This window comes from Rugamonas sp. FW305-51 (assembly GCF_058786935.1).
In genome coordinates, this window is the sequence record NZ_JBYSZG010000056.1 from 1 (window position 1) to 17,265 (window position 17,265).

General features: G+C 69.2%; 12 protein-coding genes. 4 read left to right on the forward strand and 8 right to left on the reverse strand.

Annotated elements, in window-relative coordinates; all coding sequences use genetic code 11:
* Positions 1-525 precede the first annotated feature (525 nt).
* Positions 526-1,002 (forward strand): type VI secretion system baseplate subunit TssE, encoded by a 477-nt coding sequence (tssE, locus tag AC3WOS_RS25255; RefSeq protein WP_492719658.1) that lies wholly within the window; start codon positions 526-528, stop codon positions 1,000-1,002.
* Between the two features lie 13 nt (positions 1,003-1,015).
* Here tssE and AC3WOS_RS25260 read toward each other — a convergent pair whose 3' ends face one another.
* The 4 genes from AC3WOS_RS25260 to AC3WOS_RS25275 form a co-directional block, all read right to left on the reverse strand.
* Positions 1,016-2,752 (reverse strand): aldehyde dehydrogenase family protein, encoded by a 1,737-nt coding sequence (locus AC3WOS_RS25260; RefSeq protein WP_492719660.1) that lies wholly within the window; start codon positions 2,750-2,752, stop codon positions 1,016-1,018.
* On the reverse strand, positions 2,749-4,548 hold the full coding sequence (locus AC3WOS_RS25265; RefSeq protein ID WP_492719662.1) for a carboxypeptidase regulatory-like domain-containing protein: 1,800 nt from the start codon (positions 4,546-4,548) through the stop codon (positions 2,749-2,751). The genes AC3WOS_RS25260 and AC3WOS_RS25265 overlap by 4 nt, the downstream gene beginning before the upstream one ends.
* Before the next feature lie 12 nt (positions 4,549-4,560).
* Entirely contained in the window at positions 4,561-4,956 is a 396-nt protein-coding gene (locus AC3WOS_RS25270; protein WP_492719664.1) for a hypothetical protein, read from the reverse strand.
* Between the two features lie 124 nt (positions 4,957-5,080).
* A complete protein-coding gene (locus AC3WOS_RS25275) occupies positions 5,081-6,205 on the reverse strand; it encodes a branched-chain amino acid ABC transporter substrate-binding protein (RefSeq protein WP_492719666.1) in 1,125 nt (374 codons plus the stop codon).
* 308 nt (positions 6,206-6,513) lie between these two features.
* On the opposite strand from AC3WOS_RS25275, the gene AC3WOS_RS25280 reads away from it, so the two are divergent.
* The 3 genes from AC3WOS_RS25280 (at position 6,514) to AC3WOS_RS25290 (ending at position 10,966) form a co-directional block, all read left to right on the forward strand.
* The gene (locus AC3WOS_RS25280) at positions 6,514-8,187 is read left to right on the forward strand and encodes an MFS transporter (RefSeq protein WP_492719668.1); all 1,674 of its coding nucleotides are present in this window, start codon (positions 6,514-6,516) and stop codon (positions 8,185-8,187) included.
* Complete coding sequence (locus tag AC3WOS_RS25285; RefSeq protein WP_492719670.1) at positions 8,184-9,491, forward strand: HlyD family secretion protein; 1,308 nt, start codon at positions 8,184-8,186, stop codon at positions 9,489-9,491. Before AC3WOS_RS25280 ends, AC3WOS_RS25285 begins: the two co-directional genes overlap by 4 nt.
* Before the next feature lie 104 nt (positions 9,492-9,595).
* Positions 9,596-10,966, forward strand: coding sequence for an efflux transporter outer membrane subunit (locus tag AC3WOS_RS25290; protein WP_492719672.1), 1,371 nt, complete (start codon positions 9,596-9,598; stop codon positions 10,964-10,966).
* A 24-nt stretch (positions 10,967-10,990) separates the two neighbouring features.
* Here the strand turns inward: AC3WOS_RS25290 and AC3WOS_RS25295 are convergent, their stop codons facing one another.
* From AC3WOS_RS25295 to AC3WOS_RS25310, 4 genes are read right to left on the reverse strand one after another with little or no spacing between them, the layout of a single operon-like run.
* Entirely contained in the window at positions 10,991-11,455 is a 465-nt protein-coding gene (locus AC3WOS_RS25295) for an AraC family transcriptional regulator (RefSeq protein WP_492719674.1), read from the reverse strand.
* A gap of 16 nt (positions 11,456-11,471) precedes the next feature.
* Entirely contained in the window at positions 11,472-14,594 is a 3,123-nt protein-coding gene (locus AC3WOS_RS25300) for an efflux RND transporter permease subunit (protein WP_492719676.1), read from the reverse strand.
* Between the two features lie 9 nt (positions 14,595-14,603).
* The gene (locus tag AC3WOS_RS25305) at positions 14,604-15,821 is read right to left on the reverse strand and encodes an efflux RND transporter periplasmic adaptor subunit (RefSeq protein ID WP_492719677.1); all 1,218 of its coding nucleotides are present in this window, start codon (positions 15,819-15,821) and stop codon (positions 14,604-14,606) included.
* A gap of 16 nt (positions 15,822-15,837) precedes the next feature.
* Complete coding sequence (locus AC3WOS_RS25310; RefSeq protein WP_492719679.1) at positions 15,838-17,217, reverse strand: efflux transporter outer membrane subunit; 1,380 nt, start codon at positions 17,215-17,217, stop codon at positions 15,838-15,840.
* Between the last annotated feature and the right edge of the window lie 48 nt (positions 17,218-17,265).

A 17,265-nucleotide genomic window follows, 5' to 3' on the forward strand; every position in this document is an offset into this window, starting at 1 on the left:
CTGGCGGTACGATCACACTCGCCATACCGCGAGGTGAGTAGGCATACGCCTGCAGTACCGAGCTTTCACGGTAACACGGTTTTCGAAAAATGGGGACGAAAAATGGGGACGTCCCCCTTTTTTCGAAACGAAAAATGGGGACGTACCCCTTTTTTCGAAAAATGGGGACGTACCCCTTTTTTCGAATGAGGCGCCGGCCGGGACGGATTATTGGGAATAATGGGGACGCGAAAACCGGGGACGTAACACGGTTTTCGTAAATGGGACGTACCCCTTTTTTCGTAAATGGGGTACGTCCCCATTTATTTCGTCCCCAGGTTTTTGTATGGGCTGCGCCACGGGCGGCGCGGCTATTTGCGCTGGCGCAAGTGTTGCTGCGGGCGATGTTTGATAATGGCCACTTCGTCAGTCACGTCATCGCCGCGCAGGGCTGCGCTGGATGCCCGGCCCGGCCCGGCACGGTGTCGCGGGCAGCTTGCGCGGCGGTGGCGTGGCTGGCGCTCCCCACCGTCCAGGAGAGCCGCCATGCAGCAGCGCTACGCCCCCGGCCTGATCGACCGCCTGATGGACGAGCTGCCGCGCGCGCGGGGCTGGTCGCTCGAGCAGCTCAAGGATGCCGTCGCGCGCGACCTGGAGGCGCTGTTCAACACCCGCGCCGCCGTGGCCGACGCCGCGCTGGCGCCGTATCCCGAAGTGGGCAACTCCATCCTCAACTATGGTTTGATCGACTTTGCCGGCATGTGCCTGACCAGCGACGAGGACAAGCAGACCATCTGCGCCGCCGTGCGCCTGGCCATCGAGCGCCATGAGCCCCGGCTGTACGCGGTGAACGCGGCGCTGCGCGTGTCGGACGCGCTGGTGAACCGGGTCGATATCGTCATCAATGCCCGCCTGATGGCCGATCCGGCGGCCGAACCGGTGCGCTTCGATGCCGTGCTCAAGCCATCGACCCAGCAGTACGCCATCCACCGCGGCGGCCTGTCCGGGGACGGCGCCGCCTGACGGCGCAAGCGCCTCAGCCCCGCAGCGCGTCGAAGAAGATAGCGGGCAGCTTGAACCACGAAGGCTGGACCTGGAACGCGAACAGCTTGCGCCCCACGTTGTGGGCCTGGCGGTTGTTGACGAACCAGGGCGGATTGGGCAACAGCGTGATCGCCCCGCTCAGCACACTGCGCGGGAAGGGCCGGAACGGCGCCCGCACCACCGTGCGCTGGGGTTTGTCGAACATGTGCGTGTTGTGCACGCTGCCAATGCCGCTCTGCACGTCGTTCAGCACGTGGCCGGGGAAGGCGCCCCACGGCGCCTGCGTCAGCAGGTAGCCCAGTCCCGTCCACGCGTTGATGGCGATGCAGCCGTAACGCAGTTCCAGCAGCAGTTGGTCCAAGCGCGGCCCCAGCGCCTTGATGGTGGCCGGGTGGATCAGGATGTTGGCGCCCAGCGTGCCGCGCAGCCGGTCGTTGCTGAAGGCGATGGCCTGGCGCAGGAAGCTTTCCGCGTCCTCGCCGTCGAGCAGCTGTTCGCACAGGGTGGGGGCGAACACCTCGTTGCTGCGCCCGAATACCTGTTCGGCGCTGGCCGGCGGCAGTTCCACCACTTCGCGATTGGCGGCCGCCCCTTGCGGGTTGACGCGCCGCGCGCCCGGTTGCCCCGCCGCGAACTGGGCCTGGCGGCTGGCCGCGCCCGGGTAGTAGGGCTTGCGGTCCGGCGCGGCGGTCAGTGCTTCACGTACGGCCTGGCGCAGGGCCGGTGTCTGCTGCCACTGCTGCGGCAGCACCAGCACTTGCGAGGCGACGCAGTTGAAGCCCGAGTTGTGCAGCTTCTGGGTGGCGATGTGGCTGGCCTGGAAGGCGATGTCGGCCGCCGTCCACGGCCCCGGCACCACGATGGTGGGACACACGGCCCCCAGTTCGCTGGAGATGGGCTTGGGATTGAGCGGTGTGTTGGCCAGCCGCTTCGCTGCGCCGTCCGGGCCGTGGCCGTAGACGATGGCGTCGTGCGTGGCCTGGCTGCCCGTGATGTGGATGGTGTCCACCAGCGCGTGCTGGCACAGCATGGCGCCCACCTCGCCGCCGCCCGTGACGAAGTGCAGGAAGTCGCGCTCGGCCAGCGGGGCGAAGATGTCCTGGAACACGGGCAGCAGGTATTCGTTGACGGGATTGAGCTTGACGATGCAGACCGCTTTTTCCGAATACAGCTTGTGCAGCGCATCGAGCGGGGCGATGCTGGAGATGTTGCCGGCGCCCAGGATCAGTGCCAGTTCACCTTGCGCGTGGCGGGTGTCGCGGTAGGCGGCGGCCACGTGGCTGGCCAGGTTGCCGGCGTTGACTTCCGGCTGCATCCACACTTCCGCCCGCACACCCGACAGCAGCAGGCGGTCGAAGATATTTTGCGGGAACACTTCCACCGCCAGCTGGCGCCCGGCCACCGTGCGCTGCCTGAGCTTGTGGACGGCGGGCCGGCCGGTGGCGGCGATCTGTTCCAGCGTGGCCAGCACGTGGTCGCAGCTGGCCAGCAGCGCCCACGGACCGGAGGTCCATTCCTCGCCTTGCAGCGGGCTGTCGGCGGCGATGCCCTTGGCCGCGTTGGACAGGGCGATCCACCGGTCGGCAACGGCCGGGATGCGCTCGCGCACCTGGCGCAGCAGGGCGATGCGCTCCTGCACGGCCAGCGCGGCCCAGTCCTGGCGGCGTGCCGCCAGACGTGTCAGCAGCATCTCCAGCCCGGCGTTGGTTTCCAGCGCGCCTCCCATCATTTCACCTTGCCCATGGCGGCGCGATCCTGCTCGCCCCCTTCGGGGTTGATGCACATGAACGAGTCGAGGCCATCTTCCGTGCCGTAAGCCGGCAGGTTCGACAGGCTGGAACAGACGCGGTTGTCCTTGGTGAACACCAGGTCGCGCAGCACCGTCACCCGGGTCGGGCTGGGGTAGCTGAGGAAGGTCTTGGTCGATGGCGTAAAGCGCAGCACGCGGTCCGAGTTATTGGCCGTGATCCACACGTCGCCCGTGCGCGGATGAATGTTGAGCGCGTACGGCACTTCATGTTCACCCTTGGCCAGCACGGGCAGCGGGTAGCTGCTGAACTGCTTGGTGGCCGTGTCGAAGGCCATCAGGCCGCTGTCGTCGAAGGCCGGTATCCACAGCACGCCGTTATGGTCGAAGCGGGGGCGGCGCGGGCCTTTCAGCGGCGTGTCGTACTCCGTGATTTCCATGGTCCTGGGATCGATGCGGCCGATCTTGCCGGCGTACAGCTTGGCGTACCACACGCTGCCATCCTTGGGATTGATGTCGATACCGTACGGGAAGGCCAGGATGTTATGCCCCAGCCACTTCTGGTGCGACAGGTCCAGGTGCAGGTTTTTGCCGGGGAACCAGCTGGTCAGCTCGACGATGGTGGGGAACAGCATGTCGCTGACCCAGCGGAAGAAGCCGTTCGAGGGCAGGCGCATCACCTTCATCTGCTCCGTCCTGGGATCGAAGCGGCCCACCTGATTGGAGGCCACGTTGGTCCACCAGACGATGCCTTCCTGGTCGATGCGGATGGTGTGCGGATACAGCACGTCGCCCGGAATCGGGTAGACCTTGAAGGCATGGCTGACCGGGTCGAACGACATCAGCGTGGACGACAGGGCGTTGGTAATCCAGATGCGGCCATCCTTGGCCTGGGCCGTGCTGTGCGGGCCGTGCTTGCCGGTGAAGATGCCGATCGGCAGTTGCTGGCCGGAGAACTTGCCGCCCACGGGCAGGTCGGACGCCGGTAGCGGATATTGCTCGACCTTGTGGCTCTTGCGGTCCAGCACCCAGATGATGTCGTGGCCTTCGTCGGTGCCGTACAGTTTGTCGTCCTCGCCCACGTCGGTGTCGTGGATGAAGGACATGCCGTCGCCCACCAGCCACTGTTCGACCTTGGCGCGCGCCAGTTCCGCCGTGGGCGCATAGTCGTGCACGGCGGCCACCGGCTTGCCGTCGAAGCCGCGCGTGAGCACGCCGCTGATGGTCTGGATTTCCTTGCCGCTGAGCTGGGCGAAATAGCCTTCCATGCGGTTGATGGTGGCGATCCACGCGCTTTGCGGGCGCGGCGGCCGGGTCAGCGCGTTGCCGATCTGGTGGCAATACATGCACTGGCTGACGAACGGTTTGCGCTCGTCCGTGCTTTCCCACGGCAGGCGGGCATTGTGAGCCGATGCCGTCAGCGCGTCCGACGCCGCCTGGGCCGAGGCGAAGTGCTTGATGGTGAAGTTGATGGTGGCCGTCTCGTTGGGCGCCAGCGACGTCTCCGTGCTGCTGTCCTCGAAGTTGGCCAGGCGGGTGCGTACGGCCAGCTTGCCGCCGAAGTCGGTGCGGATGGCGTAGCTGCCGTCGGCCGCCGTGTACACGGTTTCCTTGCGGTTCTTTGCTTCGTTAAACACGGTCACCATGGCGCCCAGTACGGGCTTGCCGTCTTCCAGCGCGACGGTGCCGCTCAGGTTGGCGGCGCCGGCGGTGCCGGTCATGGCCAAACCCAGGCCCAGGCCCAGGGCCGCGATCAGTGTGGTCGATTGCAGTTTCATGTGCGGGCCTTCTTATGCGGCGCGGCCGGACTGGAACCAGCCGGGCAGGGTTTTACTGAAGTGCATGGAGCCGAGCGCGCCTATGGCCAGGATGCCCATCAGCGGGCCGCCCAGCAGCAGGTTGGCGGCCAGCATGGAGGCCGAGATGGTCAGCTTGGGCAGGTGCAGCAGGTCGCCCAGCCACAGGTCCAGGATCAGGACGATGGCCGTCAGCTGGTTCAATTCCAGTACGCGCTTGAACCAGCGCAGGCTGGCGCCTTTCCACAGCAGGGCCGCTTCCAGCAGCAGGCTGGCGGCGGGGAGGTAGTAGGCGTGGGCATCCACGCCCAGGGCCAGCATGATGATGGCCGCCAGCAGGAACAGGGCACAGAAGATGGTCGCCTGCATGGGGCGGGTCCGGGTAGTCATAGAGGTCTCCTCAACAAGGGTGTCGATGGAGCATTCTCGGACAGCGGGGGCAATCGGACTTGTTATTTCTTGCCATTCGCTTGTCATTTTCGCGCGCCACGGGCGTGGCGCGCCGGGACTAACGTCAGTAGCTGGTCAGCGGCACCGGCTGGCCGTTCTTGAAGGTGAAGATGGTGACGGGCGACTGCTTCATGTCGCCATGGCTGTCGAAGGCATAGGTGCCGGCCACGCCCTGGTAGCTGCCGGCCGCCACCGCCACGCTCACCTTGAGCGGGTCGGTCGAATTGACCTTCTGCATCGCTTGCGCGTACAGCTGCACGGCATCGTAGTACGAGGCCGCGTACACGTCCGCATCCTGCTTGAAGCGCTGCTTGTATTTGGCCTTGAAGGCCGGGCCGCTGGCGGCCTTGTCCAGGATGGCGCCCCCCTGCGAGCACAGTACGTTGGCGCCGGCCGCGTCGCCGCCCAGCTTGCCCATTTCGGCCGTGCAGATGGTGTCGCCGCCCAGCAGTTTGGCGTTGATGCCCAGCTGCTTCATCTGGCGTGCCATGGGCGCACCCTGCGGCGCGTAGCCGCCGAAGAAGATCGCTTCCACCTTCTTCGCCTTGAGCTTGGTGAGGATGGACGTGAAGTCGAACGCCTTGTCGTTGGTGAATTCATGGCCGGCCACCAGCATGCCGGAAGCCTTGGCCTGCTTCTTGAATTCCTCGGCCACGCCCTGGCCGAAGGCGGTGCGGTCGTCGATCACGGCCACGTTCTTCAGGTGCAGTTCGTTGGCCGCGTACAGCGCCATTTTCGAGCCCAGCTGGGTGTCGCTGGCGTTGACGCGGAACAGGCCCTGGTAGCCCTGCTGCGTGAGCTTGGGATTGGTGGCCACGGTGGCCACCAGCGCGCCGGCGTCGTGGTAGGTGCGCGAGGCGGGGATAGCCACGCCCGAATTGTAGGGACCGACCACGTAGCGCACGCCGGCATCGACCAGCTTCTGGGCCACGGCCACGCCGGACTTGGGGTCGCCCTGGTCGTCCTCGGACAGCAGCTCGAACTTGAGCTTCTTGCCGGCCACGGTGATCGGTTTGGCGTTCAGTTCCTCGATGGCGAGGCGGGCGCCGTTTTCATTGTCCTTGCCGGAGAACGCCTGGGCGCCCGACAGGGGGCCGCTGTGGCCGATCTTGACCACCATGTCCTGCGCGCCGGCCGCGCCGGCCATGCCCAGCAGCGCCATGGCGCCTGCGATGTGCTTGAAATGCATTGAGTCTCCCGAGTTGGTGCGCCGGCCGGCGGCCGCGGCGCGGTAAGCTGCAAAGTGCGCACAATTATCGCCAAATTCCGCACATATTATTGTGTGACTTGGCGCGCCATGATGGCTATTTTGGACGGAATCTGGCCGCAATGACACGGTTGCCGGAATTTTATTTGGTTTCGGCAGCCGCCGGCCTGTCCCGCTGGCGCTGCAAATGGCGCAACATTGCTCGCGCAAATGGTATGCTCGCCGTCAGAGCGTTTCAGCGTGCAACACTTGAGCGTGCAACGCAAGAGCAACCTGACGAGCATACCGGCATGGACGTGTACACCCCACAAGTCTGGCTACCGCATGAGCGCCCCACGCTGCCAGGGTCGCCGTCCACGCCGCTGCACTCGGACCGGCGCCGGGTGGCCTATCTGCTGGTGGGCCTGGTCGTGGCCCTGACGGGCGGCCTGGGCAACGCCCTGGTGTCCGTCAACCTGCCGTACCTGCAAGGTTCGCTGGGCGTGTATGCCTCCGAAATCCAGTGGCTGCCGGCCGCCTACGTGATGGCCAATGTGTCGATGAACCTGTTGCTGGTGAAGTTCCGCCAGCAGTTCGGCCTGCGCCTGTTCACGGAACTGTTCCTGGTGCTGTACGCCGTGGCCACGCTGGCCCATTTGTTCGTGCACGGGCTGGCGTCGGCCATCGCCGTGCGGGCCGCCAGCGGCATGTCCGGCGCGGCGCTGACGGTGCTGGGGCTGTACTACACGCTGCAGGCGTTTTCGGCCCAGCACCGGCTCAAGGGCGTGGTGCTGGGCGTGGGCTTCGCCCAGCTGGCGCTGCCGCTGGCGCGGCTGTTCTCGTCCGAGCTGCTGGAGCTGGGCGAGTGGCGCGGCCTGTACTGGTTCGAACTGGGCATGACGCTGCTGGCGCTGGGCTGCGTGCTGCTGCTCAAGCTGCCGCCGGGCGACCGCGTCAAGGCCTTCGAACGGCTGGACTTCCTCACCTTCGCCCTGTTCGCGCCCGGGGTGGCCTTGCTGTCGGCCGTGCTGGCGCTGGGGCGCACCGTGTGGTGGCTGGAGTCGCGCTGGCTGGGCTACAGCCTGGCCGCGTCCATCGTCCTGATCGCGGCCGCGCTGCTGGTGGAGCACAATCGCCGCGCGCCCCTGCTCAACACGCGCTGGCTCACCACCGGCAATATGCTGCGGCTGGCCCTGTCCGTGCTGCTGATCCGGGTGGTGCAGTCCGAGGCCAGCGGCACGGTGGGCTTTTTGCAGGCGCTGGGCCTGAACAACGACCAGATGCAGCAACTGTGGCTGGTGGTGATGGCCGGCAGCGTGGCCGGCATGGTGGCCAGCGCGCTCACCATCACCCCGGCCCGCATCGCGCCCTCGCTGATGCTGTCGCTGGTGCTGATGGCGGCCGGCGCCTGGATGGACGCCCACGCCACCAACCTCACGCGGCCCGCCAATATGTATGTGAGCCAGTTCCTGCTCGGTTTTGGCGGCGCCTTCTTCATCGGTCCCACCTTCATTTCCGGCTTCGGCGCCGTGATCGCGGCGCCGCGCAACCTGATCAGCTTTTCGCTGATGTTCACCATCACCCAGAACCTGGGCAGCCTGCTCGGCTCCGCGCTGGTGGGCACGTTCCAGGTGGTGCGGGAAAAATACCATTCGAGCCAGCTGGTCGAACATCTGACGCTGCTCGATCCGCAGGTGGCGGCGCGGGTGCAGGCCGGCGGCGCGGCGCTGGGCGGCACGCTGGCCGATCCGGCCGCGCGCAGCGCCCAGGGCGTGGCCTCGCTGGGGGCGGCGGCCACGCGCGAAGCCAATATCCTGGCCTATAACGATGTGTTCATGCTGATCTGCGCCGTGGCGCTGGCCACGCTGGCCTGGCTGGCGGCGCGCTATTTCTGGGACCAGTGCGTGGTCTGCAAGGGCAGTGGCGGGCCGAACGCGCAAACGGGCATGGCTAACGTATCTCTCAACAACTCCGGAGCGCGATGACTACCACACCACCTGATGCGTCTACCCCGGCCGCCGCGCCGCCCGACATGGCCACCGTGGCCGCCGCCGCTGCCGCCGCCGCGGTGGCCGCCGCTTCGCCGCCGCCGGCGCCGCCGGACCGGCGTGCGCAGTGGCTGTCGGCCATCGGCTTCGCGGCCGTGGCGCTGGTGGGTGTGCTGGTGGTGTTGTATGCATGGCGGCTGCCGCCGTTCAGCAGCGCCATCGTGTCGACGGAGAACGCCCTGGTGCGGGGCCAGGTCACGCTGGTCGGCACCCAGCTGTCGGGCTATGTGACGGCAGTGAAGGTGCAGGACTTCCAGCAGGTGCGCCAGGGCGAGCTGCTGGTGCTGATCGATGACCGCGTGTTCCAGCAGCGCTATGAACAGGCCCAGGCCCAGCTGGCGGCCCAGCAGGCGGCGCTGGCCAACTGGGTGCAGACGCGCCGCAGCGCGGAGGCCGGTGTGGCGCTGAACGTGGCGGCGCTGGCCAACGCGCAGGCGCAGGCGGCCAAGGCGGTGGCCGACCTGGGACGGGTGGACCAGCTGGCGGCGGACGGTTCGCTCTCCGTGCGCGAGCAGGACCAGTCGCGCGCGCTGCGGGCGCAGACGGTGGCGGCGGTGGCGCAGGCCCGCGCCTCGCTCGACATCGCGCGCCAGCAGGTGCAGTCGGTGCAGGTCAACAAGGCGGCGCTGGAGGCGGCCGTGGCCAACGCGGCGGCCGCGCTCAAGGCGGCCAGGGTGGACCTGGACAACACGCGCATCACGGCGCCGGCCGATGGCCAGCTGGGCCAGGTCACGGTGCGCCAGGGCGCCTACGTCAATGCGGGCGCCCAGCTGATGGGATTGGTGCCGCGCCAGTTGTGGGTGATCGCCAACCTGAAGGAGACCCAGATGAATGCCGTGCGGGTGGGGCAGAGCGCCACTTTCAAGGTCGATGCGCTGGACGGCGCCGCGCTGACGGGGCAGGTGGAGCGCATCTCGCCGGCCACGGGGTCCGAGTTCAGCGTGCTGCCGGCCGATAACGCGACGGGCAACTACGTCAAGATCGCCCAGCGCATTCCGGTGCGCATCCGCATCGATCCGGGCCAGGCGCTGGCGCGCCGGCTGCGGCCGGGGATGTCGGTGATCGTCAGCATCGATACGTCGGGCGAGCTGAATGAGGGCGGACCAGTGTCGGAGCCTGTCCCCGTGCCAGGGCCAGCGCCTACGCGCGCGCCCGCATCCGCGCGCGCATCCGCATCCGCGCGTGTGCCCGCACACGCGCCGGCCCCGGCGTCCGCGCGTGCCTCGGGAGCGCGGTCATGAGCGTGGCGCCTATCGGATGGCAGCCCACAACGGCGCCGCGTCCCCGCAACGGCGGCCCGTCGCGCCATCGACTTGCGCTTACACGCGGCGCGGCGGCTGGCGGAATGTTGCTGCCTGTGCTGTTGGCCGTGCTGCTGGCCGGTTGCGCCGCCAGGGTGGCGCCGCCGCCCGCGCCCACCCTGCAGGCGCCGGCTGCCTGGCGCTCGCCGGTGGGACCAGCCGCCGGCGCGCCTGCGCCTGAGCGGCAGTGGTGGCAAAGCTTTGGCGATCCGGCCCTGAGCGCGCTGGTGACGACGGCGCTGGCCAACAACGGCGACCTGCGCATCGCGCGCGCCCGCGTGAGCGAGTACCGCGCGCGGCTGGGTGTGGCGGCATCGGCGCAGCAGCCCAACGTCAGCGTCGACGCCTCGCCCACCCGCACCCGGCTGCTGGCCTACAACGGCGTGCCCTACGTGACCAATGTCTACCAGGCCGAATTCCAGGCCGGTTACGAAATCGACGTGTGGGGCCGGCTGGCCGCGCAGACGGATGCGGCGCAGGCCAGCTACCAGGCCGAACGCGCCAATGCCGATGCGGCGGCGCTGTCGGTGGCGGCGCTGGCGGCGTCCGGCTACCTGAACCTGCGCGGGCTGGACGCCCAGCTGGAACTGACGCAGGCGACGCTGAAGTTGCGCGAGCAGTCGCGCGCGCTGGCGCGGCGCCAGTTCGACGTGGGCTACAGTTCGCGGCTGGAATGGCTGCAGGCGCAGGCCGAATACCAGGCCACGGCGGAGCAGGTGCCCCAGCTCAAGCGCGCCATCTTCGAGCAGGAGAATGCGCTGTCCATCCTGGCCGGCGGCAATCCCGGCCCCATCGCGCGCGGCGCGCCGCTGGCCGACCTGACGCCGCCGGAGGTGCCGGCCGGCCTGCCGTCCGAACTGCTGCGGCGCCGGCCCGACATCGCGCGCGCCGAATTCAATCTGCTGGGCAGCAACGCCAGCCTGGCCGCCACGCGCGACCAGCTGCTGCCGTCGTTCAAGCTGACGGCCGTGGGCGGCGTGCAGAACTTCCGTATCAAGGACTTGGTCAACGCGCCCACGGCCCTGTGGCGCCTGACGGCGTTGGCCGCGGCGCCCGTGTTTGACGGCGGCCGGGTGCAGGCGCAGACGGATGCGGCGGCGGCCCAGCGCGACCAGGCCGCGTATGCCTACGAAAACGCCGTGCGCGGCGCGTTTGCGGAAACGGAAAATGGCCTGGGTGCGCTGCAGCGCCTGCGCGAGCAGGCCGTGGAAAACGACGCGCGCCGCGCCACGGCGGCCGAAACGCTGCGTATCGCCCACAACCGCTATCGCAACGGCTACGCTTCGTATCTGGAGGAACTCGATGCCCAGCGCACGCTGTACGGCGCCGACGTGGGACGGCTGCAGCTCAAGACGCGCATGCTGCAGGCGTCGGTGGATTTGTATCGCGCGCTCGGCGGCGGCTGGGCGCCGTGAGCGCGGATCAACGTGTGGCGGGGCTCAGGCGACGGGGACGCACAGCTCGCAGCTGAAAGTGCCCGTGGCCGGGTCCACGGCGAAGTCGGCCGCGTAGCGTTCCAGGCAGGGACGGGCGTCCATTTTCAGGCCGCTGGCCGGCAGCCAGCGGCTGTAGAGTTCATCCCAGGCGGCCGGGATCTGGTCGGCCGTGCCCTTGAACTGGGCCACGGCGTAACGGCCGCCGGCCAGCATGGCTTCCTTGGCCGGCTGCACCACGTTGTAGTCGGCCTCTACTTCCACGCAGGCGTCGTAGCGGCATTCCTCGGGCGGCGTGGTGGACGGGTCGTCCTGCGCCACGCCGTAGCTGACGCGGCCCTGCAGGCCGAACGCCTTCTGCCACGGTGCGAACACCTCTTTCCAGAATTCGCCCAGCGCCGGGCCGAACGGGCCCTTGTAGCGCAGGTAGGCCACGCGCACGGCCGGCAGTTCCTTGATTTGTACGTCCATGTTGTTCTCCATTCAGTTAGTGGCGGCCGCCGGCCACCTGGCGCAGCGGCGCGGTGGGTTCCGGCGGATGACGGCGCAGCTTGCGCATGAGCCGTTGCAGCAAGTGTTCCAGGTCGTCGATGTAGGTGAACACGGCCGGCACCACCAGCAGGCTCAGTAACGTCGACGTGATCAGGCCGCCGATCACGGTGATGGCCATCGGCGAACGGAAGCTGGGATCGGCGCCCCAGCCCAGCGCCAGCGGCATCATGCCGGCGCCCATGGCGATGGTGGTCATCAGGATGGGACGGCTGCGCTTGTGGCAGGCGTCCACCAGCGCTTCGAAGCGGCCCATGCCGGCTTGACGGGCCAGAATAGCATAATCGACCAGCAAGATTGAGTTCTTGGTCACGATCCCCATCAGCATGATCAGGCCGATCATGGACGGCATCGACAGGGCCCGGCCCGTGATCAGCAGCGCCACGAAGGCGCCGCCTATCGACAGCGGCAGGGCGGCCAGGATCGTCACCGGCTGCATGAAGTCCTTGAACAGCAGCACCAGCACGCAGTAGATGCAGATCACGCCGATCAGCATGGCCAGGCCGAAGCTGGCGAACAGTGCCGCCATCTCCTGGGTGTCGCCCAGTTCCGCGATCTTGACCGCGGCGGGCAGGTTCTTCAGCGCCGGCAGGGCGCGCGCTTCCTCGTTCACTTCGCCCAGCGAGCGCTTGCCCAGTTCCACGTCCAGCGTCACGTTGCGGTTGCGGTTCAGGCGGTTGATCTGGGCCGGGCCGCTCTCCATGGTGATGGCCGCCACGTTGGCCAGCATCACGGGGCCGTTCTTGCCCGGCACCGTCAGGCGGCCGATGGCGTCCAGGTCGGCGCGCACGGCGTCGGGCAGCTTGACGCGGATCGGCACCTGGCGCTCGGGCAGGTTCATCTTGGTCAGGTCGGTGTCGTAGTCGCCGGCCGTGGCCACGCGCACGGTCTGGCCGATGGCCGCCGCCGTCACGCCCAGGTCGGCCGCCTTGGCGAAGTCGGGCCGCACGATGATTTCCGGGCGCACCAGCGAGGCGCTCGAGCGCACGTTGCCCACGCCCTTGAGGGTGCGCAGTTCGCGCTCGGCCTGCTGGGCGGCGGCCATCAGCGCCACCGGGTCTTCGCTGCGCAGCACCAGCTGCATCTTGACGCCGGTGTCGGGCGGGCCGACGTTGAAGCGGGCGCCAGGGATCTCGTCGAGTTTGTGGCGGATCTGGCCTTCCAGGTCGGCCATCGATTCCTTGCGGCCGTTGCGGTGCACGGTGGTCAGGGTCAGCACGGCGCGCCGCGCCTCGGCCGCCGCGCCGGGCGCGAAGGCGTCGCCGCTGGAGCCGCCGCCGATGGAGCTGTAGACGTTGGTGATGCCCTTGACCTGCATGGCGGCCAGGCGGGCGCGTTCGGCCACCACGCGCGTTTCGGCCAGGGTGGAGCCGGGCGGCAGTTCCAGGTTGATCTGGGTCTGGGAACGGTCGGCCGGCGGCACGAAGCCGGTTGGCAGCAGCGGCACCAGCATGATGGAGCCGACGAAGAAGGCGCCCGAGGCGATGCCCGTCACCAGCCGGTGCGACAGGCACCAGCGCATCACGCGGATGTAGCGCGCCATCAGCCAGCCATCCTTTTCCTCCTGGTGCCTGGCCGGCTTGAGGATGTAGGCCGCCATCATTGGCGTCAGCAGGCGCGCCACCACCAGCGAGGCCAGCACGGCCAGCACGGCGGTCCAGCCGAACTGCTTGAAGAACAGGCCGGGAATGCCGCTCATGAAGGCGGTCGGAAGGAACACGGCCACCAGCGCGAAGGTGGTGGCGATCACCGCCATGCCGATTTCGTCGGCCGCTTCCATGGCCGCCTGCATCGGCGTCTTGCCCATGCGCAGATGGCGCGAGATGTTTTCGATTTCGACGATGGCGTCGTCCACCAGCACGCCCACCACCAGGGCCAGCGACAGCAGCGTGACCGTGTTGAGGGTGTAGCCGAACCAGTAGATGCCGAGGAAGGCCGGCATCACCGACAGCGGCAGCGCGGCCGCCGCCACCAGCGTGGCGCGCCAGTCGCGCAGGAACCACCACACCACCAGCACGGCCAGCAGCGCCCCTTCGTACAGCAGCTCCATCGAGCCGTGGAAGTTTTCCTCGACCGGGAAGGCGTTGTCGATGGACTGGGTCAGCGCCACGTTGGGGTGGCTTTGCTGCAGTTCGGCGATGGCCGTGCGTGCGCCCTTGGCCACGGCCAGTTCGCTGGCGCCCTTGGTGCGGAAGATTTCGAAGGCCACCACGTCGCGCCCGTCCTGCTGGGCCACCGCGCGCGGCTCGGCCACCGTGTCGCGCACGCTGGCCACCTGGTCGAGGCGGATGCGGCGCCCGTCGGGCAGCGGCAAGTCCATGGCCGCCAGTTCGGCGGCGCTCTTGACGGTGCCGATGGTGCGCACCGACTGTTCGGCGCCGCTGATGTCGCCCCGGCCGCCCGGCGCTTCCTTCTGCACCTGGCGCAGCTGGCGCGACACGTCCAGCGCCGACACCTTGAGCGCGGCCATGCGCGCGTCGTCCAGTTCGACCCGGATCTCGCGGTAGGCGCCGCCCACCCGCTTGACGGCGCCCACGCCGGGCACGGCCAGCAGGCGCTTGGCCACCGTGTTGTCGACGAACCAGCTCAGCTCCTGCTGGTCCATGGGCGCCCCCTTGCCGGGCGCCGAGGCGGCCGTGAAGGTCAGCACCACCCGGCCGGCCGTGGGGGCCTTGGTCACGGTGGGGTCGCGCAGCTCGGCCGGCAGGTCGGCCTTGACCCGGGCCACGGCGTCGCGCACGTCGTTGACGGCATCCGAGATCTGCTTTTCGAGGATGAATTCGACGGTGATGGTGGCCACGCCGTCGAGCACATTGGTGTAGACGTTCTTCACCCCTTGCAGGGTGGCCACGGAATCCTCGATCTTGCGCGCCACTTCCGTTTCCAGCTGGGCCGGCGCGGCGCCGTCCAGCGCGGCCGTGATGGTGACGATGGGCAGTTCGATGTCCGGGAAATCCTGTACCGGGTTGGCGCGGTAGGCCAGCAACCCGGCCAGCGTGAGCAGGGCGAACAGCATGATGGCCGGAATCGGATTCTTGATCGACAGGGAGGAGAAATTCACGGCGACTCCTTAGCGGGCCACGGGCGCGGCGGCCCTGGCCTGGGCCGCCGCAGCGGCGGCAGGCACGCTATCGGCAACGTGGTGCACCAGGTCGCCGTCGTTGAGGAAGCCGGCGCCGTTGACCACCACGCGCGTGCCGGCGGCGATGCCGTCGAGCACCTCGATGCGGTCGGCCAGGCGCCGGCCCGGCTTGACCTTGAGCTGGCTCACGTGCTGGTCCGCGTTCAGGCGGAACACGTAGCTGAAGCCGTCGCGCACGACGATGGCCTGCTGCGGCACCGTGATGGCGTCCGACGTGCCCAGCTCGAACTGGCCGCTGGCGAACATGCCGGCCTTGAACGGCGCGTTGGCCGCATTGGTGGCGCTGGCCGGCAGGTCCACGTAGACCAGCGCGTAGCGCGTTTGCGGATCGACGGTGGGCGCCACCATGCGCACCTTGCCCGTCGCTTCGCTGCCGTTGGCGGCCTTGACGACGGCGCCCGTGCCCACCCGGATCTGGCGCAGGTCGGCCGCCGTCACTTCGGCGCGCCACTCGAGGCGGCCCTGGCGGATCATGCGGAACAGTTCCGTGCCGGCGCCCACCACGGCGCCCACCGTGGCGCCGCGGGCCGAGATCACGCCGGCGTCCGGCGCCAGCACCTGGGTGTGTTTGAGGCGCAGCTGCTGGCTGGCCACGGCCGCGCGGGCCGAGGCGATGCGGGCGTTGGCCGTCAGTTCGGCCGTCTGGTACTGGCTGATCTGCTGGGCGCTCAGGGCGCCCGTCGTTTGCAGCGTGCGGGCGCGGGCCGCGTTGGCGGCCGCCTCGGCGGCGTTCGCTTCCGCTTCCTGCAGGGCGGCGCGGGCCTGGGCCAGGTCGGCGTTGACGCTGTCGGCCGAGAACACGGCCAGCACCTGGCCGGCCTTGACCACGTCGCCCACGTTGACGCGCACTTCCGTCAGGCGCAGGCCGTTCGCTTCGCTGCCCACGCTCGCTTCCTGCCAGGCGGCCACGTTGCCGTTGGCGGCCAGCTTGATGGGCAGGCGCGAGGCCTGCGGCAGGGCGCTGGTGACGGTCAGCGCGGGCTTGGCGCCGTTGGTGCCGCCGGTGCCGTTGCCGGCGTTAGGCGCATCGGCCTGCTTGCCGTCGGCGGCGCGCGAGGCCGGCGGGTACAGGGCGATGCCCAGGCCGGACAGGGCGAACGCGGCCAGCAGGGCGATGGCGACGGGTTGGAGTTTGATCGTTTTCATGGTTGGTCGCTTCACGTTATTGCGGTGATTGTTGGGACGCGCTCCAGCCGCCGCCGGCGGCGCGGTACAGCGCGACCAGGGCGGCGCTGCGTTCGCGCTGCAGGCTGATGACGGTATCCTCGGCGGCCAGGCGGGTGCGGCGGGCGTCTTCCAGTTCCAGCAGGCTGGCCATGCCGTTCTTGTAGCGGTCTTCCATCGCCGTGAACGACTCGCGGTAGCCTTGCAGGGCGGTGCGGGCGTCGCCTTCGCGCTCGCCCGTGCTGTGCAGGTTGACCAGCGCTTCCTCCACTTCGCGCACGGCCTGGCGTACGCTGGCGCGGTAGCTGACCACGGCCGCGTCGTAGCGGGCGCCGGCCGCGTCCACGTTGGCGCTGCGGCGGCCGCCGTCGAACAGGGGCAGCGTCAGCGACAGCGGGCCGATGCTCCAGGTGTCGAGCTGCGTACTGTGGCCGTCGGCGCGGAAGTTGGCCGCGCCCACCGAGCCGCTCAAGGTCAGGCGCGGATAGCGCTGGGCGCGCGCGCTGCCCACGTCGGCGCTGGCGGCGGCCACGGCCCGTTCGGCGCTGTAGACGTCGGGCCGCTGGCGCAGCGTCTGGGCCGGCAGCGCGTCGATGGCGATGGCGGGCGGCGCCACCGGCGCGGCGGCGGCCAGGCGGCTGCGCAGTTCCGGTTCGGGCAGCGCCGTCAGCGCCACCAGCGCCTTGACGCCCACGTCGCACACGGCGCGCTGGGCCACGGCGCGGTTGTTGCCGTCGGCCGCGCTGGCGCGGGCCAGGGCCGCCGTGGCGGGCGGCTGGAAGCCGGCGCGCGCGCTCAGTTCCGTCAGGCGCGCCGTGTCGGCGCCCGAGGCCGCGTCCTGGCGGGCCACGGCCAGCAATTGCTGGCAGGCGCGCAGCGCATAGTATTGGTTGGCCACTTCGGCCGCCACCGACACGCGGGCGTCGTGCCAGCCCGCCTGGGCGCTGTCGAGGCGGGCCTGGGCCGCGTCGCGCGCGGCGCGGCCGGCGCCGAACAGGTCGATCTCCCACGATGCCTGCAGGGCCGCCTGGGCCGTCGTGCCCAAGGGCAGGGCGGACTGCTGGCTCATGCGGTTGACGCTGGCGGCGGCATCCAGCGTGGGCGCCAGCGCGGCGCCGCTGGCCACGCGCTCGGCGCGGGCCTGGGCGATGCGGGCGCCGGCGCTGGCCACCGAGGGGCTGGCCTCCTGGGCCGCCGTCACCAGCTGCGCCAGCAAGGCGTCGCCCTGCTGCTGCCACCAGCCGGCCAGCGCCGTCACGCTGCCTGCGTGCGGCAGGGGTGCTTGCCACTGGGCCGGCGGCGCTGCCTGCTGCGCCGCCGCTGCGCCGGGCGCCTGCACCGGGCCCTGCACGGCGCACGCGCTCAGCGAGGCAGCCATGGCCGCCATCGCCGCTATTGCCGCTATTGCCGCCGCGCCGGCGCCACG